A 25,921-nucleotide genomic window follows, 5' to 3' on the forward strand; every position below is an offset into this window, starting at 1 on the left:
GGGGGACAGGCTTTAGTAAAAGGGCCTTAAGGGAATATGAAACCATCTTTATCAAAAACGGTTACGATAGCTATCTGTGGGGCACAGTCAAGAATCGGAACAACAACGCAAGCTTTTCAGCTGCTACAATATCTGCAAATTAGAGGTTATGATGTTGCCTTCATTGATTTATCAGGAAATGGGTATATTGATCAACTTCGTAAGTTATATGGTGGAGTTGAGAAAAATGGTGGTTGTATTATTTATGAAGGCATTCATATGTATCATTCTGTTTTGGATTTAAATGAGAGTTATCAGTACTTGGTGAAAGATTATGGTTCATTTCAAAATGATAACTTTAATGAAATTTCATACCTGGAACAAGATATACATATTGTGTGCTCTGGGGTGAAGCCTAATGAGATTTTTGAAGTAAGCCCTATTTTACAGAAATCGGAGTTTAACCATGCTAAATTTATTTTTTCATTTGTTCCTCCTGACAATAGAAGTGCAATATTGAAACAGATGACAAACCGGGCAGCAAGCACTTTTTTCGTGGGATATAATCCAGATTCATTTTCTTATGATGCAACCAGCAATAAAGTGTATCGACAGATTATTGGAGAGTTTTTGTCTGAGGAATTGATTCCTTCACCTAAAAAGGCAAATCTAGTTGTGAAGGCGTTAAGAAATGTAAAACGCCTGGGTTCTGTGTTGGAAAGCCGATTGAAAACATTTCCTGGAATACTGACATTGATCTGTGTGTATACCATATTTTTGCTTGCTATATTGTTAAAAACCGGCGTTGTAAATTTTTGATTATGAAGAGGAGCGGAAATGAAGGAAAAATATAATTCTGTTTTACAGCAACAGGCAGATGAAGAAAAAGAATATGAAAAGAAACAGGATAAAATAAAAGATAAATTCGGGATTGAAGGGAAAGATGTGGTTGTTGTTGAAAAAGCAAATACTTTCAAGTTTACGATTAACACATTTATCTCACTTGTTTGCCTGGTAAGAAATGTCATTGTTTTAGCCTTAGCTTTGACTGGTATATTGGCATTGTGTTACCCTGCCCCCCGCACAGAGGTATTGCTGATATTACAGCAAGCGTGGGATGAGATATTTAGGATATTGCCAATTGTGAATTTAATTTAAATTGAAATAAAAGGAGGATTGTAATGCTTAATTGAAAATATTTTAAAATACTTTACTAAACCAATAAAGAAGACATTTTAACCGGACAGTTAAATAGGACAATATACTTAATTTACAAGGGGGGCGGATTTGAATAGTATAGAGCGAAAAAGAGTATTTGTTGATTTGGCTGGAACCGCTGCGAAATTTGCACTAGTTATGGAAATTGAATAGGAGAAAAAAGCATGAAAAAAAATGGAAAAAGAATATTAAGTTTTTGTCTTGCGGCTGTGATAGCAGTAACCACAGTTTGGTATGCCCCTCCATTAACAGCCTCAGCATCGTGGAAGACAAATATGGAGAAAGCTTTTGAGTTGCTTGCGTCCCCATCTGAAGCTACGATGCAAGTGTCAGAAGCTACACCATCGGAGGCTGTGCGGCCTGATAATAAGGCCACGCCATCGGAGACAGTACCCCCAGAGGAAAAAGCATCACCTTCTGAAGCGGAGAGGAAATTTATCAGAGTGGAACCGAAGGAGAAAGAAATTCCGGAATATTACCAAAAGGCATCCTATGCCTATGCGGGCAGAAGGTTCTGGAAGTTTGAGGACCGATATGGAAACTTACAATACCGGGATTTTGGTTTTGTCCAGGGAGAGGCAGAATTTCCCCTCTGGTATGAAGCTGACGAGAATGGAGTTGTAAATGAGGAATTCATTTCCATAAGTTTGGATGATGAATACTACGATCTTGCACCATATATATTGGAGAGTCAAGAACCAAATGATGAAAATTGGAATGAACTTGAGCGGCAGTACGAAATGACTGTAACAAACAAGGAAAAGTTGCAATTTGACAATTGGGATAGTTCCAATTACGACATTTGGCATATAAAAACAAATAAAATTGAAGAGGGGGATATTAAAGATTCTTATTTTTTCTACGGTTATATTAAGAATATTAAAAATGAAAATAATGTTAAATGGTTTGAATCTGATAAAAATGGCAATATAAAATTAATGCCAATACTACAAAGAGCAATGCTGTTAGATAATTACAGATCATTGAAATTATATTTTTATAATAATATACCAGGAGAAACAGACTCTAATTCGCCGTCTTATGATTTAACAGTTGGTAAATTTAGGAACAATGGTTTTCAATCTCAATATTCTGATGGCAGTGAAGATTTTTGGATGACTTTTAATGTAAAAGATTATAGCTTATCAGAAAATACGCAAATGATAACTTTTCCTAAATTAGAAAAAGAGGGTTATACATTTTTAGGATATCTTCCAGAATTCTTTTCTTGTTTCTCACCAACAACAAATCTTTCGTTTTTTGCGAATGATATGCAAACAAATCCGCAAAATTATGATTATTTGGTTGGCTATGATCCAAATTATGAGATTCCATTAAATGATAAATCGGGTGCTACTATATATGTACCGGCTGCGTCCTTTATGCACCCTATAAAATCCACCAAAAATTTAATGAAAACAACAACTGGATTTCCACTTATTCAGCCTGGTTCACAAACAAGTGTAACTTATTTAATAGGTGGAATAAATTCTAGTTATATTAATATGGCAGATAGGCCTAGTTCAATAAGTTTTTATGGTGTATGGGAAAAGGAAGGGATGGCTAAATTATCATTAATAGATGATACTAGGCAAATCTTTTCTCAATGGGATGCAAATAGTGTTGAATTTTACATGTTTAACTCAGCATCAGTTTATTATAGAAGTATTTCTTATAAGGAATTTGGCACAACTTTAGATATTTCAAATTTGCTAACTAAAGATCCGTTTTCAGGAATCTATGCTTATGATACTGTGTATTTAAAAGATTATATAAATTATTCAAAGTATCGTTTTGGAGGATATTTTTCAAATATTGCTGGAGGGGGCCAAAGATTAAATACTAAAAATTATACATATGATAAACCTGATGATAAATATTATGCTTATTGGTATGATCCAAATGGTACATTTTCAGCATATTATTTTGATGATGAAAATTTTACCAATAGATTAAAGAAAGAAGATGTTAAAGCTGGAGGTAAAAGCATACCACCTGAAGCACCATTAAAACCAGGATATATATTTACTCATTGGGAAGATCCCAGATCCCCTTCAATGAGACCTGATTATATAATAAAAACATTAACTTTTGTTCCTAAATATGTTAAAGAAGAATATTTTAAAGTAACATTTGAGGATTGGGATGGAAAGGTTATTAGTGAACAAAATATTCAAATAGGCAGCAATGCCATCCCACCTGCTGATCCAGTAAGGGAGGGCCATACATTTTTAGGTTGGGATAAACCTTATATAAACATACAAAATGATGTAATTATTACCGCTCAATATAAAGCAAATAATTATAACATTACACTTGACGCAAATGGTGGTCTATTTAACAGTCATGATGGAAAAACAGAGATATCATTTGAGGTAGGTGAAGGATATGATTTAAATTCCTTAATATATGGGAAGGTCGAAAATAGACCCTCAATGCAATATCATGCTTTTGAAGGATGGTATACGGAAAGGGTGGATGGCGATAAGTATGATGAATCTAAATCAAATATCATGCCATCTTCAGATTTGAACCTATATGCTCATTGGAATCGTACATCATATCAGGTAACTTATAAAGATTGGGACGGAAAAACATTAAAGACTGAGGAAGTTTCCATTGGAGCTGACGCAACACCGCCAACAGATCCAACCCGGACAGGGTACACCTTCACTAAATGGGATAAGACTTCCGCAAACATTCAGGAACATACGGTTATTACCGCCCAGTACACCATCAACAGCTATAAGCTGACCTTAGATGGAAACGGTGGAATGGTGGCTGGAGGTTCCACTAAAGCAGTACAAATTAATTATGAGGCCTCGTTCGATCAGGCTCTCACAGATGGAAGAGACCAGGCGACCCGGACGTATTATACCTTTGCTGGCTGGTATTCATCTCCAACCGGAGGAACGAAGTACAGCTTTACCGGGAATACAATGCCGGATTCCAACGTTACTGCGTATGCTCATTGGGACCGTAGTTCAAGCCTTGTTACCTATCAGGATTGGGACGGGAAAGAACTGAAAACCCAGGTGGTAGCTATTGGAGATGACGCAACACCGCCAACAGATCCAACCCGGACAGGGTACACCTTCACGAAATGGGATAAGACTTCTACAAACATTCAGGAACATACGGTTATTACCGCCCAGTATACCATTAACGGACACAAACTGATCTTAGATGGAAATGGGGGAACCATGGAAGGCAGCTCTGTGAAAGAGCTAGGTTTCAAATATGGAGAATCTTATGACCAGGCTCTTACAGATGGAAGGGACCAGGTGACCCGGACGTATTATACATTTGATGGTTGGTATTCTTCTCCAACCGGAGGAACGAGGTACGACTATACCGGGAACACAATGCCGGATTCCAATATCACTGTGTATGCCCATTGGGTCCGCAACTCAAGCCTTGTTACTTATCAGGATTGGGATGGGAAAGAACTAAAAACTCAGGTGGTGGATATTGGAGCAGACGCTACACCGCCAACAGAACCAACCCGGCCAGGCTATACCTTCTTCAAATGGGATAAGCTTTCTACAAATATTCAAGACCATACGGTTATTACCGCCCAGTATACCATAAACGGTCACAAGCTGACCTTGGATGGAAATGGGGGAACCCTGGAAGGAAGCGCTGTGAAGGAGCTTGGCTTCAAATATGGAGAATCTTATGACCAGGCTCTTGCAGATGGAAGAGACCAGGTGACCCGGACGTATTATACATTTGACGGTTGGTATTCTTCTCCAACCGGAGGAACGAAGTATAGCTTTACCGGGAATACAATGCCGGATTCCAACGTTACTGCGTATGCTCATTGGGACCGTAGTTCAAGCCTTGTTACCTATCAGGATTGGGACGGGAAAGAACTGAAAACCCAGGTGGTGGCTATTGGAGCTGACGCTACACCGCCAGCAGAACCAACCCGGACAGGGTACACCTTCACTAAATGGGATAAGACTTCCGCAAACATTCAGGAACATACGGTTATTACCGCCCAGTACACCATCAACAGCTATAAGCTGACCTTAGATGGAAACGGTGGAATGGTGGCTGGAGGTTCCACTAAAGCAGTACAAATTAATTATGAGGCCTCGTTCGATCAGGCTCTCACAGATGGAAGAGACCAGGCGACCCGGACGTATTATACCTTTGCTGGCTGGTATTCTTCTCCAACCGGAGGAACAAAGTACGACTATACCGGGAATACAATGCCGGATTCCAATGTCACTGTGTATGCCCATTGGGTCCGCAACTCAAGCCTTGTTACTTATCAGGATTGGGACGGGAAAGAACTGAAAACCCAGGTGGTGGATATTGGAGCTGACGCTACACCGCCAACAGAACCAACCCGGCCAGGCTACACTTTTTCAAAATGGGATAAGCTTTCTACAAATATTCAGGACCATACGGTTATTACTGCCCAGTATACCATAAACGGCCACAAGCTGACCTTGGATGGAAATGGGGGAACCATGGAAGGCAGCGCTGTGAAAGAGCTAGGCTTCAAATATGGAGAATCTTATGACCAGGCACTTGCAGATGGTAGAGACAACGTAACCCTCAAGTATTATACCTTTGCTGGCTGGTATTCTTCTCCAACCGGAGGAACGAAGTACGACTATACCGGGAATACAATGCCGGATTCCAATGTCACTGTGTATGCCCATTGGGTCCGCAACTCAAGCCTTGTTACTTATCAGGATTGGGACGGGAAAGAACTGAAAACCCAGGTGGTGAATATTGGAGCTGACGCAACACCGCCAACAGAACCAACCCGGCCAGGCTACACTTTCTCAAGATGGGATAAGCTTTCTACAAATATTCAAGACCATACGGTTATAACCGCCCAGTATACCATAAACGGCTATAAGCTGACCTTAGATGGAAATGGGGGCAGTATGGAAGGAAGCGTGGTGAAGGAATGGACCGTAAACTATAATGATTCACTCGACCAGATCCTTACCGATGGAAAAAATGAAGTCAGTCAGCCAGGATATACTTTTGACGGCTGGTATACTTCTCCAACAGGAGGAAATAAATACACCTACAGCGGAAACCGGATGCCAGCATCAGATATCACCGTGTACGCACACTGGAAAGAGAAATCTTACACAGCAAGCTTTGATCCTGACCATGAAAAATGGACAGGAGGTGTAATCCAGAGAGTATACACCGCTGGCACAGAACTTGGAAGCCTTCCTGCACCTGAAATCTATGGCTGGGAGTTCCTCGGCTGGTGGACAGGAATAAATGGGACTGGAGAGAAGATAGCAGAAGATACCAGAACGGGAACGCAGAATGTGGCCTACTATGGAAACTGGAAAGTGAAACAGTGCACGATTCATTTTAATAAAAACATGAGTACAGTAGAGAAAAATCCAGAAGATAAGATCATTCCCTATGGTGAGGTGGTAGGAAATCTGCCAGTCATAAATGCAGAGGGATATATCTTCTTAGGCTGGTACACAGCTCCATCCGGAGGGGACAAGGTAATAGAAACAACACCAGCACCACTTGGAGAGACGACTTATTACGCTCATTGGAATAAAAAGTCAGAACCCACGGAACCAGAACCCTCTAACCCAGGACCTTCCAAACCAGATACCACCAATGAATCCGGAAAGAACGATGAGGAGACAAAACCTGTAGATCCAGGCATTGACACTAAAACAAAGCCAACAGTACCGGATACGGGAGGAACTTTTACGGTAAATCCTGTTGATCCTCGCGATGTCACCTATACCAAACCAGACGGAACGGTAGCAAGGGATGAATGGGTTGGTGACGGAGAGGACTGGTATCATGTTAATCCTGATGGAAAATTAAATTATGATTGGTTCCTGGAAGGTGAAAAAACCTGGTACAAGCTGAACAAGGAACCAGGAGCCAAGTTTGGGGCTGCGTTAATTGGCTGGAATTACGAACCAATGGATTACAAGCGTTATTTCTTTGATCCAGGAACAACAAAAATGCTTACTGGGTGGCAGCGCATTGATAATAAATCATACTACTTCACAGAAAAGAATGAACGTGTTACCTATTTGGGAGACAATAAGATAGGGTGGTTATTTGATTTTGAGATACTTAATACACCTCTGAGTCTGTTGGACCGGCCGTATGGTTCCATGTATCGAAATGAATATACTCCAGATGGAAATTGGGTAGACGAAAACGGGGTATGCATAGATAAAAAATAGGAGGAAGAATGAACAAAAAGATGATGGAAGGGACGGCATACACATTGTGTGCCGCCCTGATAATGACATCAGTGCCAAGTTTGGAAGTTTATGCCGATACAGTCCTTCTTTCCGGGGAGCCACCCTTCCCAGGCTGAGAAGATTCATGTGCCTTCAGACCTTTGTTTATTAAACAGAGGTTTGCATTATAAAAACAACTCTGGAGAGGAAGTGATAGTTTTATGAATAGGGAAATAAGTCGTATTTCAAAACTTATTGATGTAAGAAAATATTATAATGATGCATTAAATCAAATTCGAAGCTCAGAAGATGCTTGGAAAGCTTTTTTAACAAGCGAGGGTAAGTTCATACACTATCCTTTTGACGTACAGTTAATGATTCATTCACAACGGCCAGGAGCCACGGCGTGTGCGTCTTATTCACAGTGGAACGCAATTAATTGCGTCCCACGCAAAGGAAGTAAAGGTATACCGTATGTAGATTATTCCAAAAGAAAGCCGCAGCTACAATATTTATTTGACATTGCGGATGTTATTTCAAGGAATCAAAGCCCACTCCCTCAATTGTGGAATTTTCCTGAAGAAAAAAGTTATGTTTCTGAATTGACAGGAGACAATTCTGAAAGTTCTATAGAATCAAAGATGTGGAATTACATCAAAGGGTTTATTGACCGAGAAGAGACAGAAGATTTGCTGAGAGAACTTAATAATGATGATTCTGCAATTCTTTCTAAGGAGATAGACGAACTTCAAGATTATTTTCATGCATCCGTTGCATATGCTGTTTTTTCAAGGTGTGATCTCGATTTGGATATTTGTGATAGACTCAATGAACCACTATTAAGAAATAATAGTTATTCTGTTCAGAACTTAGATTGTAATGGGCTATATGTAATAAATGATGGAATTATCAGATTTTCAAAACCAGTTTATCAGGAAATAAGGGAACAGATTAAACTATTGGAAAATGCTCCAATTAATGTAAGAGTAGAAACAGTTCCGGTGCAGACTCCTACAGATGAGAGGCTAGAAGAAACAGTTTATTCGACTGAAAGACCTTATGGCCAGCTTAAATTACCTATTTTTGAAAGCGAAGATATTAATAAAAAGGATCTTGCTATTGAAAGAATAACAGAGCCAATTACGGAGGAAGATTTTCCCGGTAATTGGAATAATCCGATTCAAGCAGATCAGATACCAAAACCATTACTTCAGACTGTTTTAAAAACAGGTGGAAATATTCAGCATAGTAAATTCCAAATTGAAAAATTTTATGTTGGTACTTCGGCATTAGAAGTTGCATCAGATCGAGCTAAGGCTATTAAAAAAGAATATGGTCAATCAGGAAGTTCTTTTAAGCCAGACGATGGCTACGAAGGTGTATATTCTATTAGTACAATGGCCAAGGAAATGGAACTACAATGGAAAACGCAAGGATTATGTTATCGGGCTAAAGTGGCATGGAATACAGTTGAAAAGACAATCCACTCAATGATTAGCGCAGACGAATATATTACCCCAGAAGAACGACTGGAATACAGGAAAGAAATTGCTTTCAGTGCAGCTATGAATAATACACATGGTTTTATTAAAATAGGGGGAGCTGGAGATTTCATAGAGTTTGAGCGGAAAGGAGAGATTTGGACAAATCCTTCTGCTGAAATTATGTTGCCAGAAACTGCGGGAGAAATATCAGAGGACAAGCTTGAACAGATTGCAGAAATTTCTTATACGGTTGATACACTTAGTGGTTCCAAGCTATGTGTGAATGAAATAAAACTGAAAATGATGCAGGAAGGTTTGGTTATTTATTCACCAGATGAGTCTGGTTCTTTGGTACAGACGTATTCCGCAGATGAATTTAATCCGGAGTATGATTTGATGGAAGCTGTACAATCCAGTACCTCTTTGGATTTTACAGTTGAACAGGACATTACACTTGATTATAAACAAGTCATAGAAGTGAACAAAGATGAAATAAATATTGATATTTCATCGCCAGGTAATTATAGAATTGAAGATTTACATTTAAATGATGGTGGTGGGCCTAAGGCCAAGTTTAAGCAAAATATAGAAGCAATTAAAGTATTAAAAACAATAGAGGCGGATCAACGATCTGCCACATATGAAGAACAAGCAGTTTTGGCTGGTTTTGTAGGATGGGGTGGTCTCGCATATGTATTTGATGAGTCGAAAGATGCCTGGGCAAATGAATACCAGGATTTACATGAATTGTTGACAAAGAATGAGTATTTAGCAGCCAGAGCGTCAACACTAAATGCCCATTATACATCTCCATTAATTATCCAAAGTATATACCAGGCACTTGAAAATATGGGGGTAAAAAGGGGGAACATTTTGGAACCGGCCTGTGGTTCTGGTAACTTTTTTGGTATGCTTCCGGCTTCCATGTCTGAATGTCAGCTGTATGGTGTTGAACTTGATGATTTGACTGGTAGAATTGCAAAACAACTTTATCCGGATGTAAATATAAGCATTACTGGGTATGAAAAAACTAAATACCCAAATAATTTTTTTGATGGGGTTGTGGGAAACGTCCCCTTTGGTGATTACAAAGTCTCTGATCGTATCTATGATAAGTATAATTTTTCTATTCATGATTATTTTATTGCTAAGGGCCTAGATCAGCTGCGCCCAGGTGGTGTGATGGCTGTGATAACTTCCAGCTGGACCATGGATAAGAAAAACTCATCAGCCCGAAAGTATTTTGCTGAGAGAGCTAATTTAATAGGTGCAATTCGTCTGCCTGACAATGCATTCAAAGCAAATGCTGGCACGGAAGCAGTGACAGATATACTTTTTTTCCAAAAGTTAGATCATGTACCTGATCCTAACCCGCTATGGTTATATGTGGATCAAAATATTAGAGATAAGGATCCTATAAGAGTTGGGGATATCGTGACAACAAGTCAATATGATTATTCCACATACAGGAAAAAAGAATTTGATGCACGAGTCATAGAAATTCAGCAAATGGATAATAAAGTATTCTACGATTTACAGGCACTAGATGATAGCCAGACTGAACTTAGACAAAATGATGAGAACGTTACATTAAAAGAACGTGGAGGAATGGTCTATAGCTGTAACCGCTATTTCATAGAAAATCCTCATATGGTACTGGGAGAATTTCAATTCGTATCCGGTCCGTTCGGTGAACGATTGACATGCAGGGCTACCGATTCTGATTTGAATGATAAGCTGAAAGCTGTGGTTAATAAATATATCCATTGTGAATTTTCTAATACTTATGTCAAAAGCGATGCTGAAGCGGAAAAAACAAACATTATTTCGGCAGATCCCCAGGTTAGAAACTATACCTATGCTTTGGTGAATGATGATATTTACTATCGCACAGATTCAGTTATGGTTTTAGAGCAAATAAGTTCTAAGGATTTGTCCCGGATGAAAGCAATGATTGAATTGCGGGATATGGGGTATGAGTTGCTGGATGCAGAACTAAATAATGATTCCGATTATAGCATTGATGCTAAAATGTCGAAGCTAAATGAGCTATATGATATATTTGTTGAACATTTTGGTGTAATTCATTCCAAAGAGAATAAGAAGCTGTTTTCAAAGGATGTTACATACAGTTTTCTGTGCAGCTTTGAGATAATGGATGATAACAATGATGTTTCCGGAAAAGCAGCATTATTCTCAAAACGTGTTATCAATCCCAAAGCTGAGATAACACATGTAGACACGGCAAATGAAGCATTGATGATGTCATTATCAGAAAAAGGGCGTATTGTTCTTGATTACATGGCCGGACTTGTGGGGAAAGAGAAAAGCGAGCTAGTTTCTGATCTGAGAGGGGTAATTTTTAAAGACCCAGATAAAACCGGTGAGGATGAGTATTCGGGTTTTGTCACTGCCGACGAATATCTGTCTGGAAATGTAAAACGTAAGCTGGAGAAAGCCATACAAAGTGTGGAGCAAGATTCACAATATGATATAAACGTACAATATTTACAGCAGGTACAGCCTGAACCGTTGGAAGCATCGCAAATAGATGTACGCTTGGGAGCTACCTGGATTGAGCCGGAATACATTGAACAGTTTTTAAAAGAAACATTTCAATTGCAAGATTGGCGATTTACAGATACGGCAAATAAAAGTGAGCGTCTTACGGTATCGTTTGAAAAACTCAATGGTGAATGGAATATCAGTAATAAGGTTGTAGGTGATTCAATACTCCTTGCTACTACCAAGTATGGTACTCCAAGAAAAAATGGGTTTCATATCCTTGAAAACTGTTTGAATTTACGAGATTCAAAAGTTTATGACCAGAAGTGGAACACTGAGAAACAGCGTTACGACTCCATTCTGAATAAAGAGGAAACAGCCACATGTAATCAGAAAGCCGAAGCGATAAAGGCCGAATTCGAGAACTGGATATTTGCGGAACCAGATCGTAGAAATTATCTCGTACATAAGTACAATAATCTTTATAACAACAATCGGCCACGACAGTATGATGGATCTCATCTTACCTTTCCGGGAATGAACCCGGAAATCAAGCTGATGCCCCATCAAAAGAATGCGGTAGCCCGGACTCTATATGGTGGTAATGCTCTGCTTGCTCATGTGGTTGGTGCTGGAAAGACGTATGAAATAACTGCGTCGGTGATGGAACAGAAGCGAATCAGTTTATGTAATAAAGCTATGATTGTAGTTCCTAACCACCTTACTGAGCAATGGGGGCGAGAGTTTACCGATTTATATCCCTCAGCTAACACTTTAGTTGCAAAAAAGGATGATTTTATTCCAGCCAGAAGGCGGGAATTTTGCTCAAAAATTGCTACTGGGGAGTATGATGCGGTAATAATTGGTCATACGCAGTTTGAAAAGATTCCGTTATCAGTTGAGCGGCAGCGGTATTATATTGATCGTCAAATAGCGGCTATAGAGAGAGCTATTGAAGAACAAAAGGCAGAGTCCGGACAATCGTTTACTGTTAAACAGCTGGAAAAAACAGAAAAGAGATTACAGGCCAAGCTTGAAAAGCTAAATAATGAAGGAAAAAAAGATAATGTAATTACATTTGAGCAGTTGGGAATTGATAGATTGTACGTTGATGAAAGCCACAGCTATAAAAATTTATATCTCTATACCAAAATGTCAAATGTAGCTGGCATTCAGCAGACCGAGGCTCAGAAAAGTACCGATATGTACATGAAGTGCCAGTATATGGATGAGATAACTCCGGGAAAATGTGGCATTGTGTTTGCATCTGGTACACCAATCAGTAATTCAATGACAGAACTGTACACAAACATGCGTTATCTTCAGTCAGATTTACTAGAGCGTTATGGATTAGAGAATTTCGATGCATGGGCTTCCACTTTTGGTAATATTCAAACGGCCATAGAGCTGTCTCCAGAGGGAACTAATTACCGAGCTAAAAAAAGGTTTTCAAGCTTTTTTAACATCCCAGAATTAATGAGTCTCTGGAAAGAGGCAGCTGATGTTCAAACAGCCGATATGCTTGATTTGAGTGTACCAACAGCTACTTATGTAAATGTCAAATTAAAGCCGACTAAGCTGCAAGAGAAGATGGTGGAATCTTTAGCTGAACGGGCTGATGCAGTGCGGAATGGGGATATTGATCCAAGCGTAGACAATATGCTGAAAATCACAAACGATGGCCGCAAGTTGGCCCTGGACCAGAGATTGATTAGTCCCAACATGCCGGATGTACCTGTTTCCAAGGCGAATGTTTGTGCACAGAAGGCATATGAGATTTGGGAGCAGACCAAGGCTCAAAGGTCTGCACAAATCATATTCTGTGATTTATCAACACCAAAGCCAGACGGTAGTTTCAGTGTCTACGATGCAATTAAAAAGAAATTGGTTGAACTGGGAGTGCCTACGGAAGAAATTGCATTTATACATGACGCAAAAACTGATATACAGAAAGATAAACTATTTAAGCAGGTTAGAAGCGGAGAGAAGCGATTCCTGCTTGGTTCGACTTTTATGATGGGAGCCGGAACTAATGTGCAGCGGAACCTGATTGCTGAACATCATCTGGATGTTCCATGGCGGCCATCAGATATAGAGCAGCGTGAAGGGCGAATTATCAGGCAGGGCAATGAGAATGACCATGTTTGGGTTTTCAGGTATATAACAAGCGGCACGTTCGATGCATATTCCTGGCAGGTCATCGAGAATAAGCAAAAGTTTATCAGTCAGATTATGACTTCCAAATCTCCGGTCCGTAGTTGTGCTGACCTGGATGAACAATCTTTATCTTATGCAGAGGTTAAGGCATTGGCTACCGGCAATCCATATATTAAAGAAAAAATGGAGTTGGATATTTCTGTAAGCCAGTTAAATCGGGAACTTGCAAACCATAAGAGCAATATTTATCGGTATCAGGATGATTACACAATAAAGTATCCGCAGGAAATAAGTCGGTTGAAGAACCTAAATTCTGGCATTATGAAGGATATCGAGCTATACAAAAGTAATGCACCAGTCGGTGATGAATTTTCCATGGTAATAGGAGATAAAACATTCACTGATCGAACGGAAGCTGGGGAGGCGTTGATAGCAGCGGCAAATGAAGCCTGTATCTTACGAAATACCGAACACCAGCTGGGGACCTATCTGGGATTCAAAATAACTGCAAGAAAAGGTGATTTTTCTATAGTTCCTCAGATTATTATTGGCGGGGAGATTAAATATATATTCGATTTGAGCATGAATGCGGTTAGTAATATATCTTCAATCACACGGACTTTCCACTCGCTTGAGGAAAGAGTTAAGTCCAATGAGGAGAAATTATCTGCAGCTGAGAAACAGTTGGAAATTGCAAAAATAGAATCAGAGAAACCTTTTCCGAAGGAAGAACTCTACAAAAGTCAGATTGAACGCCTGCAAGAATTAAATGCTTTATTGGGGATATCTGAGAAAGAGCAAAACGAAACGGGGGTTATAGATGATTCTACGACTATTAAAGTTGAAGCAATAAAAAGTGAATCGTCCTGGATTGCGTTTGCGGCCTATAATCCGGATGATCATCCAGAAGAATACGATATAGTACCAGATATGGATACGGTAGAATTTATTATCGTAGGAGAAGAAAATATGAATGAAATGAATAATAATCAATCAACTTTGGATAATGGACCAGAGATGGTAAAGTCGGCTGAAAGGAAGCAGGACCTTGAAAATATGAGGGAATTTGGATATGAGTTGTTCCGTATTGGCTATCCTAAAGAGCATGTTTATTTTCAGTCACTCAAAGATGAGAACGATGTAATTGAATTTGAATATAAAGATGATGTGAAGGGATTCGTTACTGAGACAAAAACAGCTATGAATCAATATACTGTGGAGGAATTACAGGCTTATCATGCTGGTGATTATAGCAAGATTAACTCTGGTTCAATTGACGAAAAAGCAGTTGAAGTTGCAATAAGGCAGCTTTTGGATATTAGACAACGAGAAGGGCGTCATGTTCGTCAGGGAGATCCCCAAATTTTTATTGATGGTCATGTTTGTAATATTATAGATGAGTGGACATGGAATCAAGATGATTATATTATGGGGCAATGCGTGGATGACCCCACATTCTTTTACGTTACTGTAGGAGGTCAAACTTTTGAGTTCGATAGTAGGCCGAACAGATTTGATGTTGAGGATCATTATATCCATTTCTTATCAATGCGGGATATTGACCGTCACGAAGCAGAATACGGGGCTGATGGGCGACGGGCTTTTCCTCATTTGAACGATGCCCCACATGATATTGTATTTGAGCAGGTAGAAAACCTTGAGTCTATGCTGGACGAAAAGGAAAAGGGAATCAAATATGACCTGGTATTTGGCAGTGTTGGAAATGGAATTACTGTATGGAATCAGAAGGAACCAATTTATTCCCGTCCAGAGGATGAGGTGCATATGGTATCCGATTATCGTACATTAGCTTATATTTCACCAGATGGAGCCAAGGTAACATGGTATGCTGAAAATCTTCCAAATGTTGTAATTTCATCAATTGAGGTTGCAGCTGAAGAACAAAGGGAAAAGTATAATCCAGACATACTTACTGCAAGAGGAATTGATGTAGAAAGGGATTTGTCAGATTTGTCAAATGACTCATTATCAGAATTTCTTAAAGATAAAGAAGTGACTTATATTGTTGAATCAGTGGAACGCTATAAAAATGGGCAAATTGATTCTGGTGATAAATTTATATTATCAACAAAAGAATTTATGGAACCCTTAAAGGCATTCGGAGATAAAAATGATGAGGAACACAATCTGTATGTGTGTATTGTGGAGAATGAAAACCGTCTAATATATGTGATTAATGAGAAGCAATTGGAGCATGAAGCCAAAAGATATTTATTGCAATTGCAGGAATCTGAAACGAATCCCATTGTTAGAATTGATTTTAGTGAATCTGGCATGTTTCAGGATTCGGAATATATGAGTTTCATTGATGCGTATAATCGCCTTGCTGGTTATAATAAGGCAGCAACAGAAATGAACATTTTGGGATATCATAAAACCTATTTTTCTATCTGTACATTAAAGGAAAATAAAGTGCATATTTATGATGGGCGTTATGATATCGGTTCAGATTCGGGTAGTCTGCTGGAACATATACAGGATCTAGCTCAATATGGAACTAGTGAAATATATAAAGCAATGATGAAAGCTCAATGTAATCAAGAAGAGTATAAGCAATGGGAAATTGAACAGGATAAAATTATTAGTGAATGGATTCCGGGTTTACAGTCAGCCGTTATGAAACAAGTTGATAAAGAATCTGATATTGCCAAGTACCAGCAAGAATATAAAAACTTTTATATGGAGGATAGGCTACTTGAAGAAGAAAAGAAAAGTCTCATAGGCCCGTTATCCTTAGATGATAAACAATATATATTTTATCAGAACGGAAATCAAATTCGGAAAGATGTAACATTTAAGGAAGCAGCACTTGGGTTACTAACTGCAAAAGGTTGTGGAAACGGGAGAGAGTATCTTCTTACTATGAAGGTATTAGATCAGGAGATTCCTATTCTTCGTGGCTCCAATGCTAAGTTAGAAATACCAGTACCAGAAATTGATAAGGTAATTGACATATCTGAGAATAGTGATATGAAAAATATCCTTGGATATGTGATAGCTACTGTTAAACCGAGTGTGATAGATCCATATAATGATTTGGATTTGTCTTTTGAAGAATATGCAGCACATGAAGGCAACAATATCTGGCAGAATCCGGCCGTTGTATATCGGGCCAGTGATATTTTTGTCAGTGTATATGAAGAAACAGCCCTTAATGAGCTGAATAAGGAATTTAAATGCTACTTAAAACCACAAGATATTTTGGAAATATCAGAACGAAAGTGTTTAGGTAGTAAACCAGTTACTTTATCAAAGAAAGTGGAAACTTCGATAGAATCGGTAAAATCATTGGTTGAAACCTATGTAGCAGAAAAGCCAGAATCACCCCAACCAGAATCAGTTTTGCAGCCTGATTAAATTGTTGTTAAGGAGGGTATTATGCCCTCCTGGAAAGGAAATTTATATGAATGATGGAACATTATCTCCAGTTACGTTTGTTAGCGTAGATAATATACAGGTTGATTCCTATTTCCCGGTGGAACTGATAGAGAATGGAACATGTTTGATTATGGCACTCTTGATGATTTTCTACAAAAACAATCCTTACCATTTGGATTATATGTTAATTAGAAAATCAGCTCTGGATATGTATACTGAACCACTGCGTTATACGATTGGTGATAATTTGATTTTAAAAGATATTTGCCAGGACGTAGAGAGGCAGTTCGGCGGCTCATTTGGAAATATTTATATCCAAATGATGGATAATGAAACTAATGAGATAGTCGGTATATCATTTTGGCAAGAGAGAAAACAAGAACGTTCATTTAGTATCGCATATCATGTAGATTCAGAAAGCAAGAAAAAATTACCCAGCTTCACTAAACAGGTATACATAACTTTTGTACTGCAAATGGAACAGTTATTACAAAAGCTGGAGTTACCAGAAATTGAAACTGATATAGCTTGAGAAGAAGATTATTCAGGAGTGTACTGAGGAGGAAAATCCAGATGGAGTGGAGGATCCGGGCTTACCATTTAATTAAGTTAGAAAATTATTGTCGATGATATTAATTACAGGAGAAATCATATGAAAAAATTAGTTATTGCAGAAAAACCTTCAGCTGGAGCTGATATGGCAAAGGTACTTAATTGTACACAAAAAAAGACAGGTTACATAGAAGGGGACCGCTATATTGTTACCTGGGCGATAGGACATCTAGTAGGTCTTAAATATCCGGAGGAACATGATCCGAGATACAAACAGTGGAGATTAGAAGATTTGCCTTTTCATTTTTCTTTTCAGGATTCTTTAAAAGTATTATCAAACACTAAAATTCAGTTTCAAGTTGTTAAACAACTAATAAATCGGGCTGATGTGGATTCTATTATCAATGCTGGAGACGCTGGCCGAGAAGGGTATCTGATTCAGGAATGGATTTATCGTCTTGCCGGGAATCGGAAGTCTAAAAAGGTTTTATGGGCATCCTCGCTGACAGATGAAGCTTTGAAGAAGGCGTTTGCGAATTTAAAAGAGCCAACAGAGTTTAAATTGCTGCTGGAAGAGGCAGAAGCCAGGGCGATGGGGGATTATAGTATGGGAATCAACTATAGCAGAGCCTTGACGTTAACAATTGGAAAACAGAAGACTATGTTATCTTATGGCCGTTGTCAAACCCCATTGCTGCATCTTATTGTACGGCGTGATAATGAGATTGAAAGTTTTGTCTCACAACCTTATTACAATATTGAATTACAGTACAGTAAAGGCTTTAAAGGAACATTATTACTAGATGGTAAAATCGCAGATATTTTTGATGAAGAAGAGGCAAGACATCTTGAGAAGAAATTACAAGGTGACCATAGACCGGCCATTGTAATGGAATACATCAGTACTGACAAGCAACGGAAAGCGCCGGCACTTTATAATCTTGCAGAACTGCAAAAAAATATGGGTAGCCATTACGGGTATGCTCCAGAAGAGACTTTAGCAATTGCTCAAACATTGTATGAAAAATATAAAGTATTGAGCTATCCCAGGACCGATTCCAGAGCTTTGAGCATGGACTTATATCGTGAAGTGGGAGAACACATTAAAAGCTGTAAATGGGGGAAATATGAATCGTTTGTTGATCGGATTGATCTTTCGACAATTCAGCCGGATAAAGCATATTTTAATGACGTTAAGGTTACAGACCATCATGCACTTATTCCAACGATTCATTCCGATATGAAACAAGCTTTTTCACAAATGACAGAGCCAGAGCGAAATGTGTTTGAAGCAGTGGTACGTTCTTTCCTTGCTATCTTTTATCCGCCTTATGAATATCAAGTGACTGAAATTGTAACAGAAAAGGCCGGCTGTAATTTTAGCAGCAAAGGTACTGTTATTAAATCATTAGGATATAAAGAAGTTTTTAATCTGGAAGAAAAAGAAGATGATAGTAAAGAGATCCTGCCAGTTTTAGAGAAGGGGAATGAGTTAAATGTTGATGGAGTTAAGGCAATAGACAAAAAGACCAAGCCGCCGGCACGATATACCGTTTCCAGTATTATAGCTTTGATGGAGAAAAATCATATTGGAACAAGTGCGACTAGGGGAGAAATAATTAAAAAGTTGATGAATCAGAGAAATCCTTATATACGCCTGGAAAAAGGTAAATACTATTCTACAGAACTAGGCCGTGATTATATTAATGTACTGCCTGAAGCATTAAAAGATGTGGAATTAACGGCTAAATTTGAGAAACAGTTACAAGAAATATCAGCTGGTAATATAACGAAAGAAGCTTTTTTACAGCAACTTAAAGATGAGGAAGTGGAAATCATTGGAAATCTAAAATCCTGCCAAGAGACTGTTGGTATTAGCTCTGCTCCTCAAAAGACACCAGAATCGTCAAATCTTCGGTGTCCAAAATGTGGGAAGTCAGTCAGAGAGAACACAAAAGCATTTGGCTGCACTGGATATAGAGATGGTTGCGATTTTACAATTTGGAAAGAAAAGGCAGGGAAAAAGGTTACTGAATCTATGGTGAAACAGTTAATATCCAAAGGTAGTACTAGTGTATTAAAAGGTTTTAAAAAGAAGGATGGAAGTACTTTTGACGCTGCATTGGTCCTGGTTGATGGAAAAGTCGAATTTAAGAGAGGATAGGTAGAATTATGAAAGAAGAACGTGACGGAAATCAATCCAGAAAAATGCAGGAACAACTAGGCCGATTCAAAAAATTTGTGCGTTATCCAGAAGGAGCAGAGATGTATTCCATGGGGTTAAGCTCTTTCACAAAATTGGCCAAAGAAGCGAAAGCGGTTCATAAATGGGGTAATATTGTGCTAGTTAATATCAACATCGTAGATGAGTATTTAGAGACGTTCAAAGAACCATAAATTGATAAAAATAGGAATTGGTAATAAAATGGAAAACACTTGACATAGTGTGCTACATAAAGTATAATATAAATGTAGACTAAAGAGGAGCTGATAATATGGATGGTAATCCAATTCGTAAGAAGATGGGCAGGCCTCAGATTGAAAAGCCTAAAGCTAAAGTCCTCAGAACAAGAGTGACAGATGAAGAATATGAAAATGTGATGACATACGTTGATGAGCATCATATGACACAATCAGAACTGGTTTTAGGAGCTATTAAAAAGTGTTATCCTGAATGTTTTAAATAACAGGATAAATCCATTTTGTTACCTTTCCTGTATATTAGGAAGAGGTGTCAACTTGGCTACATCAAGGAAAGATTCAAAAGGGAGGGTATTGTATCCTGGTGAATCTCAAAGGAAAGACGGAAAGTATATTTACCAATATCATGATGTAAATAGAAAACGACGAGTTGTTTATGCAGGCGATCTACAGGAACTGCGACAGAAGAAAAAAGCTATTGAACATGATATTGCGGATGGTGTTGATGCATATGCTGGGGAACGAACTACCCTGAATGCGGTATTTGACCGATATATGAGAGGGAAAATCAACCTTAAGCAGTCCACACGGACGAATTATATGTATATGTATGATAATTATATTCGGCCAACTTTTGGTAACAGATTCATTAGTAAAATCAAATATTCTGATGTGAAAGAATTTGTTAACAGTTTTATCACGGAAAAAGATTTTAAAATGAACTCAATCGAGGTAATACATACATTGCTGAATCCCACCTTTACATTGGCAGTCAGAGATGGTCTTATCCGGGTCAATCCTGCATCTGGTGTAATGGCAGAAATTAAAAAGAGTTGCGATTGGGAAGGAAGTAAACGAGAAGCCTTAACTATTGAGCAGCAAACTGCATTTATTAACTATGTTGCTGATAGCCCTATCTATCATCATTGGTTACCACTATTTGTTGTTTTTCTGGGAACAGGAGGACGATTAGGTGAGATTACCGGATTAACAGAATCGGATCTCGATTTTAAAGAACGGACAATAAGCATTAATCATAATTTAGTATACCGTGTGCAAGACAATGGATCATGCGAATATCATATCAACACACCTAAAACGAAAAATAGCATAAGAGAAATTCCAATGTTGGAAGATGTTTGTAATGCTTTGTTGCTGGAGAAGAGATATCAAAAGCAGAGAGGTGGCTGTAAAGACGAGATTGACGGTTATAAACGTTTTGTCTTTACTAATCGTTACGGGAAGGTACATAACCCTATGGTAATTAATAGAGCCATAAAATGTATCTATAAAGCGTACAATAAGGAAGAGTCTGAACAAGCAGAGCAGGAAGAACGAGAACCGTTTTTGTTACCGCATTTTACTGTACATTCGCTTCGACATACTTTTTGTACCCGGTACTGTGAGAACGAATCAAACGTAAAGGTGATACAAATGATTATGGGCCATGCAGACTTTTCAACAACAATGGATGTATATGCGAAAGCTACCAAAGAGTCAAAGAAAGAATCTTTTAGTAATTTAGAAGGTAAAATAAGAATTTTTTAGCGGAGTGTCCAGTGTGACCGATGCTGATATTTATACATCAAGTTTACATCAAATCTTATTAAGTATATCAATTTAACCTCAAATTCATAAAGCGGGATAAGTTGATATAAAGCCTAAAATCACTCCTATTACAAAGGAGATAAGGCAATATAAAGTGATGTAAAGATATATAACGAATTGTGTTTTTTATTCCCGACGATGAAGAGCTTGGAGAAATAAGCATAGTAAAATCAATGGTTTGAGAGGTTGGAAGGAAAGATTTACGACCAACTTACGACCGAATATAAGAGAGCACGTTCAAATAGAAATAGGACTTCCAAAGTGGAAGCCCTATTTTTGTTATTCTTCTTTTGTTAGGTCTGATATTTTACTTTCAAGCCAAGATTGAGCTGTTGTTTCATCTTGTTCTATAGCCATTTCAACAGCCCGTTTAGCACATTCAAGAAGTTGTTTAGATGCTGATAATAAAAGCTGTGATTTTTGTATAAACTCTTTAATTCTATTGTGCATAGATTCATCCAATAAAGGTATAGGAATCTGTAAAATGTCATCATCCTTTATTACTGGATAAGAAGTGCCTACATTGAATTTTAGGAGCCAATCTTTATACAAAGAGGTTCTAAACAAAACCTGTAAAGTTTGAGCCGGATATGTTCCCTTTTCACGGAGAACGGTGAATGCACCACTGACAAGCAGGTTATCTTTGTTAAGTATCGAAACAGCACCTCGATATGGGCGGACTGTTGAAATAAGCAGGTCACCTTTTTGCGTCATTATCTTTGCATTTGCTGGAAGATTTTCAGTTGCAACAACGTTGTATTCTGACGAACCATTACCAATATCTATATCACCTATTTCAACATAAGGATATTCTGTCAATTCTCTACTACACTTGGTTTTTACTAGTTCAAATTCATCGCCAGGAGTTGTACAACCTTCAGAGTAATTCAAAACATGATTTTCAAAATCATCATATTTCGGTTGATAATACTCCGCATCAAGCCTGCCTGTGCTTCCAAAACTCTCAGTAAATGATTTTACAGATACACCACCGTTTGTGATAGCAGACATATCTATGCCGATTCTGGCTAAAAGCATTTCCTCAGCTTTAGTAAAAGAACGATTTGATTTGTCTTGTAATAATTCAACATCTTTTAACAATGTTTCAAACATCAATTGAAAGGAATCAGAAAATTCAGGTACTATAACTGCTTTTAGGTCATCTAAGTTTAATCCCTTCTGAATGGCACCTCTTTCTTGTCGAACAAGTAAACTTTTACCGTATTTTGAGTTTAAATAACATGTAAGGTAGTAAGGGTTAATGTTTTTTGTTCTTATAACTGTGCTTTTACAACTGAATATTCCAGGAACATCCTTTTCACGAACAATGCATGTATTTCCTATTGTGCCCACAACAGATACAAGTATATCGCCAGGTATAAGAGCATACTTACTTAGACGCTCATAATCTTCTTTAGCAATGTATCGTGGAGAGGTTTCTAATAACTCAAATGGTTTGACATCTTGTCCTCTAACATATCTGTAATCTGGAATATCTACATAATTACTTGTATCATAAGCAGAACCAAAAGGCCCGATTAAAAAATTTGCAACATTAGATAAATATTTATGCGGTAAGTTTTCAACTTTATGTTTATAATTAAGATGTATTTTTTGATAGTATTCTGCATCTAATCTAGTAGAAAAATCCAGTTCGCTTATTAAAACTTCACTGCATTCATGCCCATCCATTAAAGCCTTGTACTCAGCTTCATTGAAAGGTTCAGTGGATGGGCTTATTGAAAAAAACTTAAACCTTCTTTCTTGGCAAATTCAGCAAAGGCTTCTGCAATTCCGTTTTGACTGTAAATATTGTTAGGATTAGAATTTGCAAGTTCAGGGTCATGATTAAACAAATCATGTCTTACAAAAATATGTCCATGGGTATCTTTAACACGTTCTGTTCTTTCTGTAACATCCTCGGCAATTAGATAGTATTTTTGCATATTCTTATCCAGCGAATTATACTCATCAAGAGAAATCAAATCATGTGTGTTCTCACCAAGGATATCAACTTCTTTGTAATGAGCTTGGTCAGCTTCTGATAATGCAAGAAACTCTTCAATACTTAAGTTCTCATCGTAATCATCAGAATCTTTCTTTTTGTTCTTAAGTGTAAAGGATACATTTTTGAGTATCCATTTCTTGTGTGAATCGAGTTCGCCGTGGTCGGAGATAAATAAATCCTTTACAAAATCTGCGGAACCGTCTGTGCTAAGGTGTTCTTCAACTTCTTTACGAGTGCTGACTTTAACTGTGTAGTCAGATTTTTTTTCAGCTGAATCGTATTCTTCCTTTGTTACTTCTTGCTTATCAGATTTTCTAATGTAATGTGTTTCAGTAATGTATTTGTAGCTGTTCCATGTAACATAGTTTTCAGTAACGTAAATTTTATCACCAGAATTATCCTTACTTGGCTTCTGCATGGTGGCAAAGAAAATAGGATAATCAATAATTCCGTCAGCATTAGGTTCAGGTTTAGGGCAGATGTTAGGAAATCCGCAGTTTTCGTCAGTCCATTTTTGTACAAAGAGAACGCTGGTCTTGGTTCCAGTATGCGGTTTAAATACGTTTCCGTGTAATCCCACTACAGCAAGAATACGACATCTTTCAGATATATAGTCACGTATTAGCTTATCACCTGAATTATTAAATCTACCTTGAGGTAATACAACCGCCATACGTCCACCGGGTTTAAGAAAGTTTAGATTTCTTTCAATAAATAGAATATCTCTTCCTACTTTGTTTTGCAGTTTACCTTTAGAGTTGTGACCTAAATCATAAATCTCAAGTTGTTCAGAATTGTCTAGGTCTCCTGCAAAAGGTGGATTTGCCATTAAAATATCGAAATTGAAAGCTTTATATTTTTTCTTGTCTGAATGTGACGTAGGAGAAGCGCTGAGATTGGAAAGCTTTGCAAAACCTTCAGTGTATTTTCCACGCCATTTATCAACTTCAAGGAAGTTCTTTTTCCAGTTCGGATAGTCAAGTGAATTTAAGTAAATAACGTTTGTATGTCCATCACCAGCTATGATATTCAACATTCTTCCTACACGTACAGATTTTTCGCTAAAATCAATACCAAAGACATTGTTTTGCACATAAGCAAGCTCTTCTGGTTTTCGAGCTCTTGTGGTAAATAGATTAAAGGACTCAGGATTAAGTTGTTTCCATACATGAAAAATTGAATGCATAGGAAAACCGCAGCTTCCGGCTGCTGTATCAATCATTTTTTCAGTAGGTTTAGGATTAAGTATTTTTACACACATATCGATAACATATCTAGGTGTAAAGTATTGTCCCATTCCCTCTTTTTGATTTTGATTTACCAAATGTTCAAATGCATCATCGATTACTTCAAGATTAGAATTAAAGAGTTTTACGTTTTGTAATTCTTTAACGCAGGATTTAACGGTAGCTCTTTGCATATCGAGAAAACCATCAGGCTCAAATACACCAGGCCATTTTGTTTTCGCTTCATTAAAAAGTTGGGTCATATTTTGATAAACATCGTCTAAAGAATCATCCTCTTTAACTCTAAATCGCATAACTCTAAAATCAGAATCATCAATATCTTTGAGTGCAACATGATATTTGGTCATACCAATAGCAATTTCATCAGCATCCTGACTTGATAGAACTTCATCATAAAGTTTTATAAAAATGAGCTTAAATATTTCCTCAAAGGCTTTATCGCTAGAATCATTTGCACCAAATCTTTGCTCAACGTTCAGAATAATATCCTTAAGAGTTTCTGTTTGCAATCTATCCTCTTGAATAAGTTGTTTTAAGGTGAATCTTCGATTGTTTTTCCATTCATCAATATCTTCACCGTTACTTGGAAATTTATCTATAACAAGAGCTTCATCAAATGCAGGTGCCTCATAAAATTTCAAAAGGTTGTCGCCGTTTGCAATAACACCTATCTTAGGAAGTTTTAGACGACAATAAGATTGCATCTGCTGGAAGGGAGTAGAGGATTCACCGTCAGCAGTGACGTTTTCGTCTTTGATTTCGGGACGTTTTACTTCGATAATCATATCAATTTTGGATTTATCGTCTTTATTGAATACAGCAATGTCAATTCGTTTATTTTTAATGATTTCCTTTCCTGCATATACGGCAGGGAGTTCAAAACAGAGTTGTTTTTTGGTATAGCCATAAACTTCAATAAGTTTATATGCATAGTATTGTCTTACAATCTCTTCAGGCGTCAGTTTAAAGTAATCCCCGTTATCATTTTTACCACGGACAACACATTCAACGCCCGGTTCCCCATCTGCTCTATCGTGTATACGACTATTAATCCAGTCTTTGTCTTCTTGAGTAAACTGGGAAATATGAGAAGCCTCTTCAGGCTTTAGGATTTGTTCGATTTTCTTTGGCATTTTT

Annotated in this window: 12 protein-coding genes; 10 read left to right on the plus strand and 2 right to left on the minus strand. The window is 37.8% G+C overall.

Features of this window, described 5'->3' with window-relative positions; translation table 11 throughout:
- Positions 1-36 precede the first annotated feature (36 nt).
- The 10 genes from BMW45_RS17000 (at position 37) to BMW45_RS17040 (ending at position 21,469) form a co-directional block, all read left to right on the plus strand.
- Entirely contained in the window at positions 37-798 is a 762-nt protein-coding gene (locus BMW45_RS17000; protein WP_092246733.1) for a hypothetical protein, read from the plus strand.
- A gap of 18 nt (positions 799-816) precedes the next feature.
- Positions 817-1,137: a hypothetical protein gene (locus BMW45_RS17005; protein WP_092246736.1), complete on the plus strand. Its 321-nt coding sequence runs from the start codon at positions 817-819 to the stop codon at positions 1,135-1,137.
- 224 nt (positions 1,138-1,361) lie between these two features.
- Positions 1,362-7,403 carry an InlB B-repeat-containing protein gene (locus tag BMW45_RS17010; RefSeq protein WP_092246738.1) on the plus strand — a complete coding sequence of 2,014 codons (6,042 nt, stop codon included), beginning with the start codon at positions 1,362-1,364 and terminating at the stop codon, positions 7,401-7,403.
- A gap of 8 nt (positions 7,404-7,411) precedes the next feature.
- Positions 7,412-7,540 carry a hypothetical protein gene (locus tag BMW45_RS28765; protein ID WP_278320799.1) on the plus strand — a complete coding sequence of 43 codons (129 nt, stop codon included), beginning with the start codon at positions 7,412-7,414 and terminating at the stop codon, positions 7,538-7,540.
- Between the two features lie 84 nt (positions 7,541-7,624).
- The gene (locus tag BMW45_RS29110) at positions 7,625-16,927 is read left to right on the plus strand and encodes an LPD25 domain-containing protein (RefSeq protein ID WP_092246740.1); all 9,303 of its coding nucleotides are present in this window, start codon (positions 7,625-7,627) and stop codon (positions 16,925-16,927) included.
- Positions 16,928-16,973: 46 nt separating this feature from the next.
- A complete protein-coding gene (locus BMW45_RS17020) occupies positions 16,974-17,480 on the plus strand; it encodes a hypothetical protein (RefSeq protein ID WP_092246743.1) in 507 nt (168 codons plus the stop codon).
- 120 nt (positions 17,481-17,600) lie between these two features.
- On the plus strand, positions 17,601-19,664 hold the full coding sequence (locus BMW45_RS17025; RefSeq protein WP_092246745.1) for a type IA DNA topoisomerase: 2,064 nt from the start codon (positions 17,601-17,603) through the stop codon (positions 19,662-19,664).
- 44 nt (positions 19,665-19,708) lie between these two features.
- Complete coding sequence (locus tag BMW45_RS17030) at positions 19,709-19,897, plus strand: DUF6462 family protein (RefSeq protein ID WP_092251097.1); 189 nt, start codon at positions 19,709-19,711, stop codon at positions 19,895-19,897.
- A 98-nt stretch (positions 19,898-19,995) separates the two neighbouring features.
- Positions 19,996-20,187, plus strand: a complete 192-nt coding sequence (locus BMW45_RS17035; RefSeq protein WP_092246748.1) for a hypothetical protein — start codon at positions 19,996-19,998, stop codon at positions 20,185-20,187.
- A gap of 52 nt (positions 20,188-20,239) precedes the next feature.
- The gene (locus BMW45_RS17040) at positions 20,240-21,469 is read left to right on the plus strand and encodes a tyrosine-type recombinase/integrase (RefSeq protein ID WP_092246751.1); all 1,230 of its coding nucleotides are present in this window, start codon (positions 20,240-20,242) and stop codon (positions 21,467-21,469) included.
- Positions 21,470-21,808: 339 nt separating this feature from the next.
- On the opposite strand, the gene BMW45_RS17045 is transcribed toward BMW45_RS17040, so the two are convergent.
- Both BMW45_RS17045 and BMW45_RS17050 read right to left on the minus strand, forming a co-directional pair.
- Positions 21,809-23,221 carry a restriction endonuclease subunit S domain-containing protein gene (locus BMW45_RS17045; RefSeq protein WP_092246754.1) on the minus strand — a complete coding sequence of 471 codons (1,413 nt, stop codon included), beginning with the start codon at positions 23,219-23,221 and terminating at the stop codon, positions 21,809-21,811.
- 44 nt (positions 23,222-23,265) lie between these two features.
- Positions 23,266-25,917: a restriction endonuclease subunit M gene (locus tag BMW45_RS17050; RefSeq protein WP_143057061.1), complete on the minus strand. Its 2,652-nt coding sequence runs from the start codon at positions 25,915-25,917 to the stop codon at positions 23,266-23,268.
- Positions 25,918-25,921: the final 4 nt, after the last annotated feature.

The organism is Lacrimispora sphenoides (genome assembly GCF_900105215.1).
In the GTDB taxonomy this organism is placed as follows: Bacteria; Bacillota; Clostridia; order Lachnospirales; family Lachnospiraceae; genus Lacrimispora; species Lacrimispora sphenoides_A.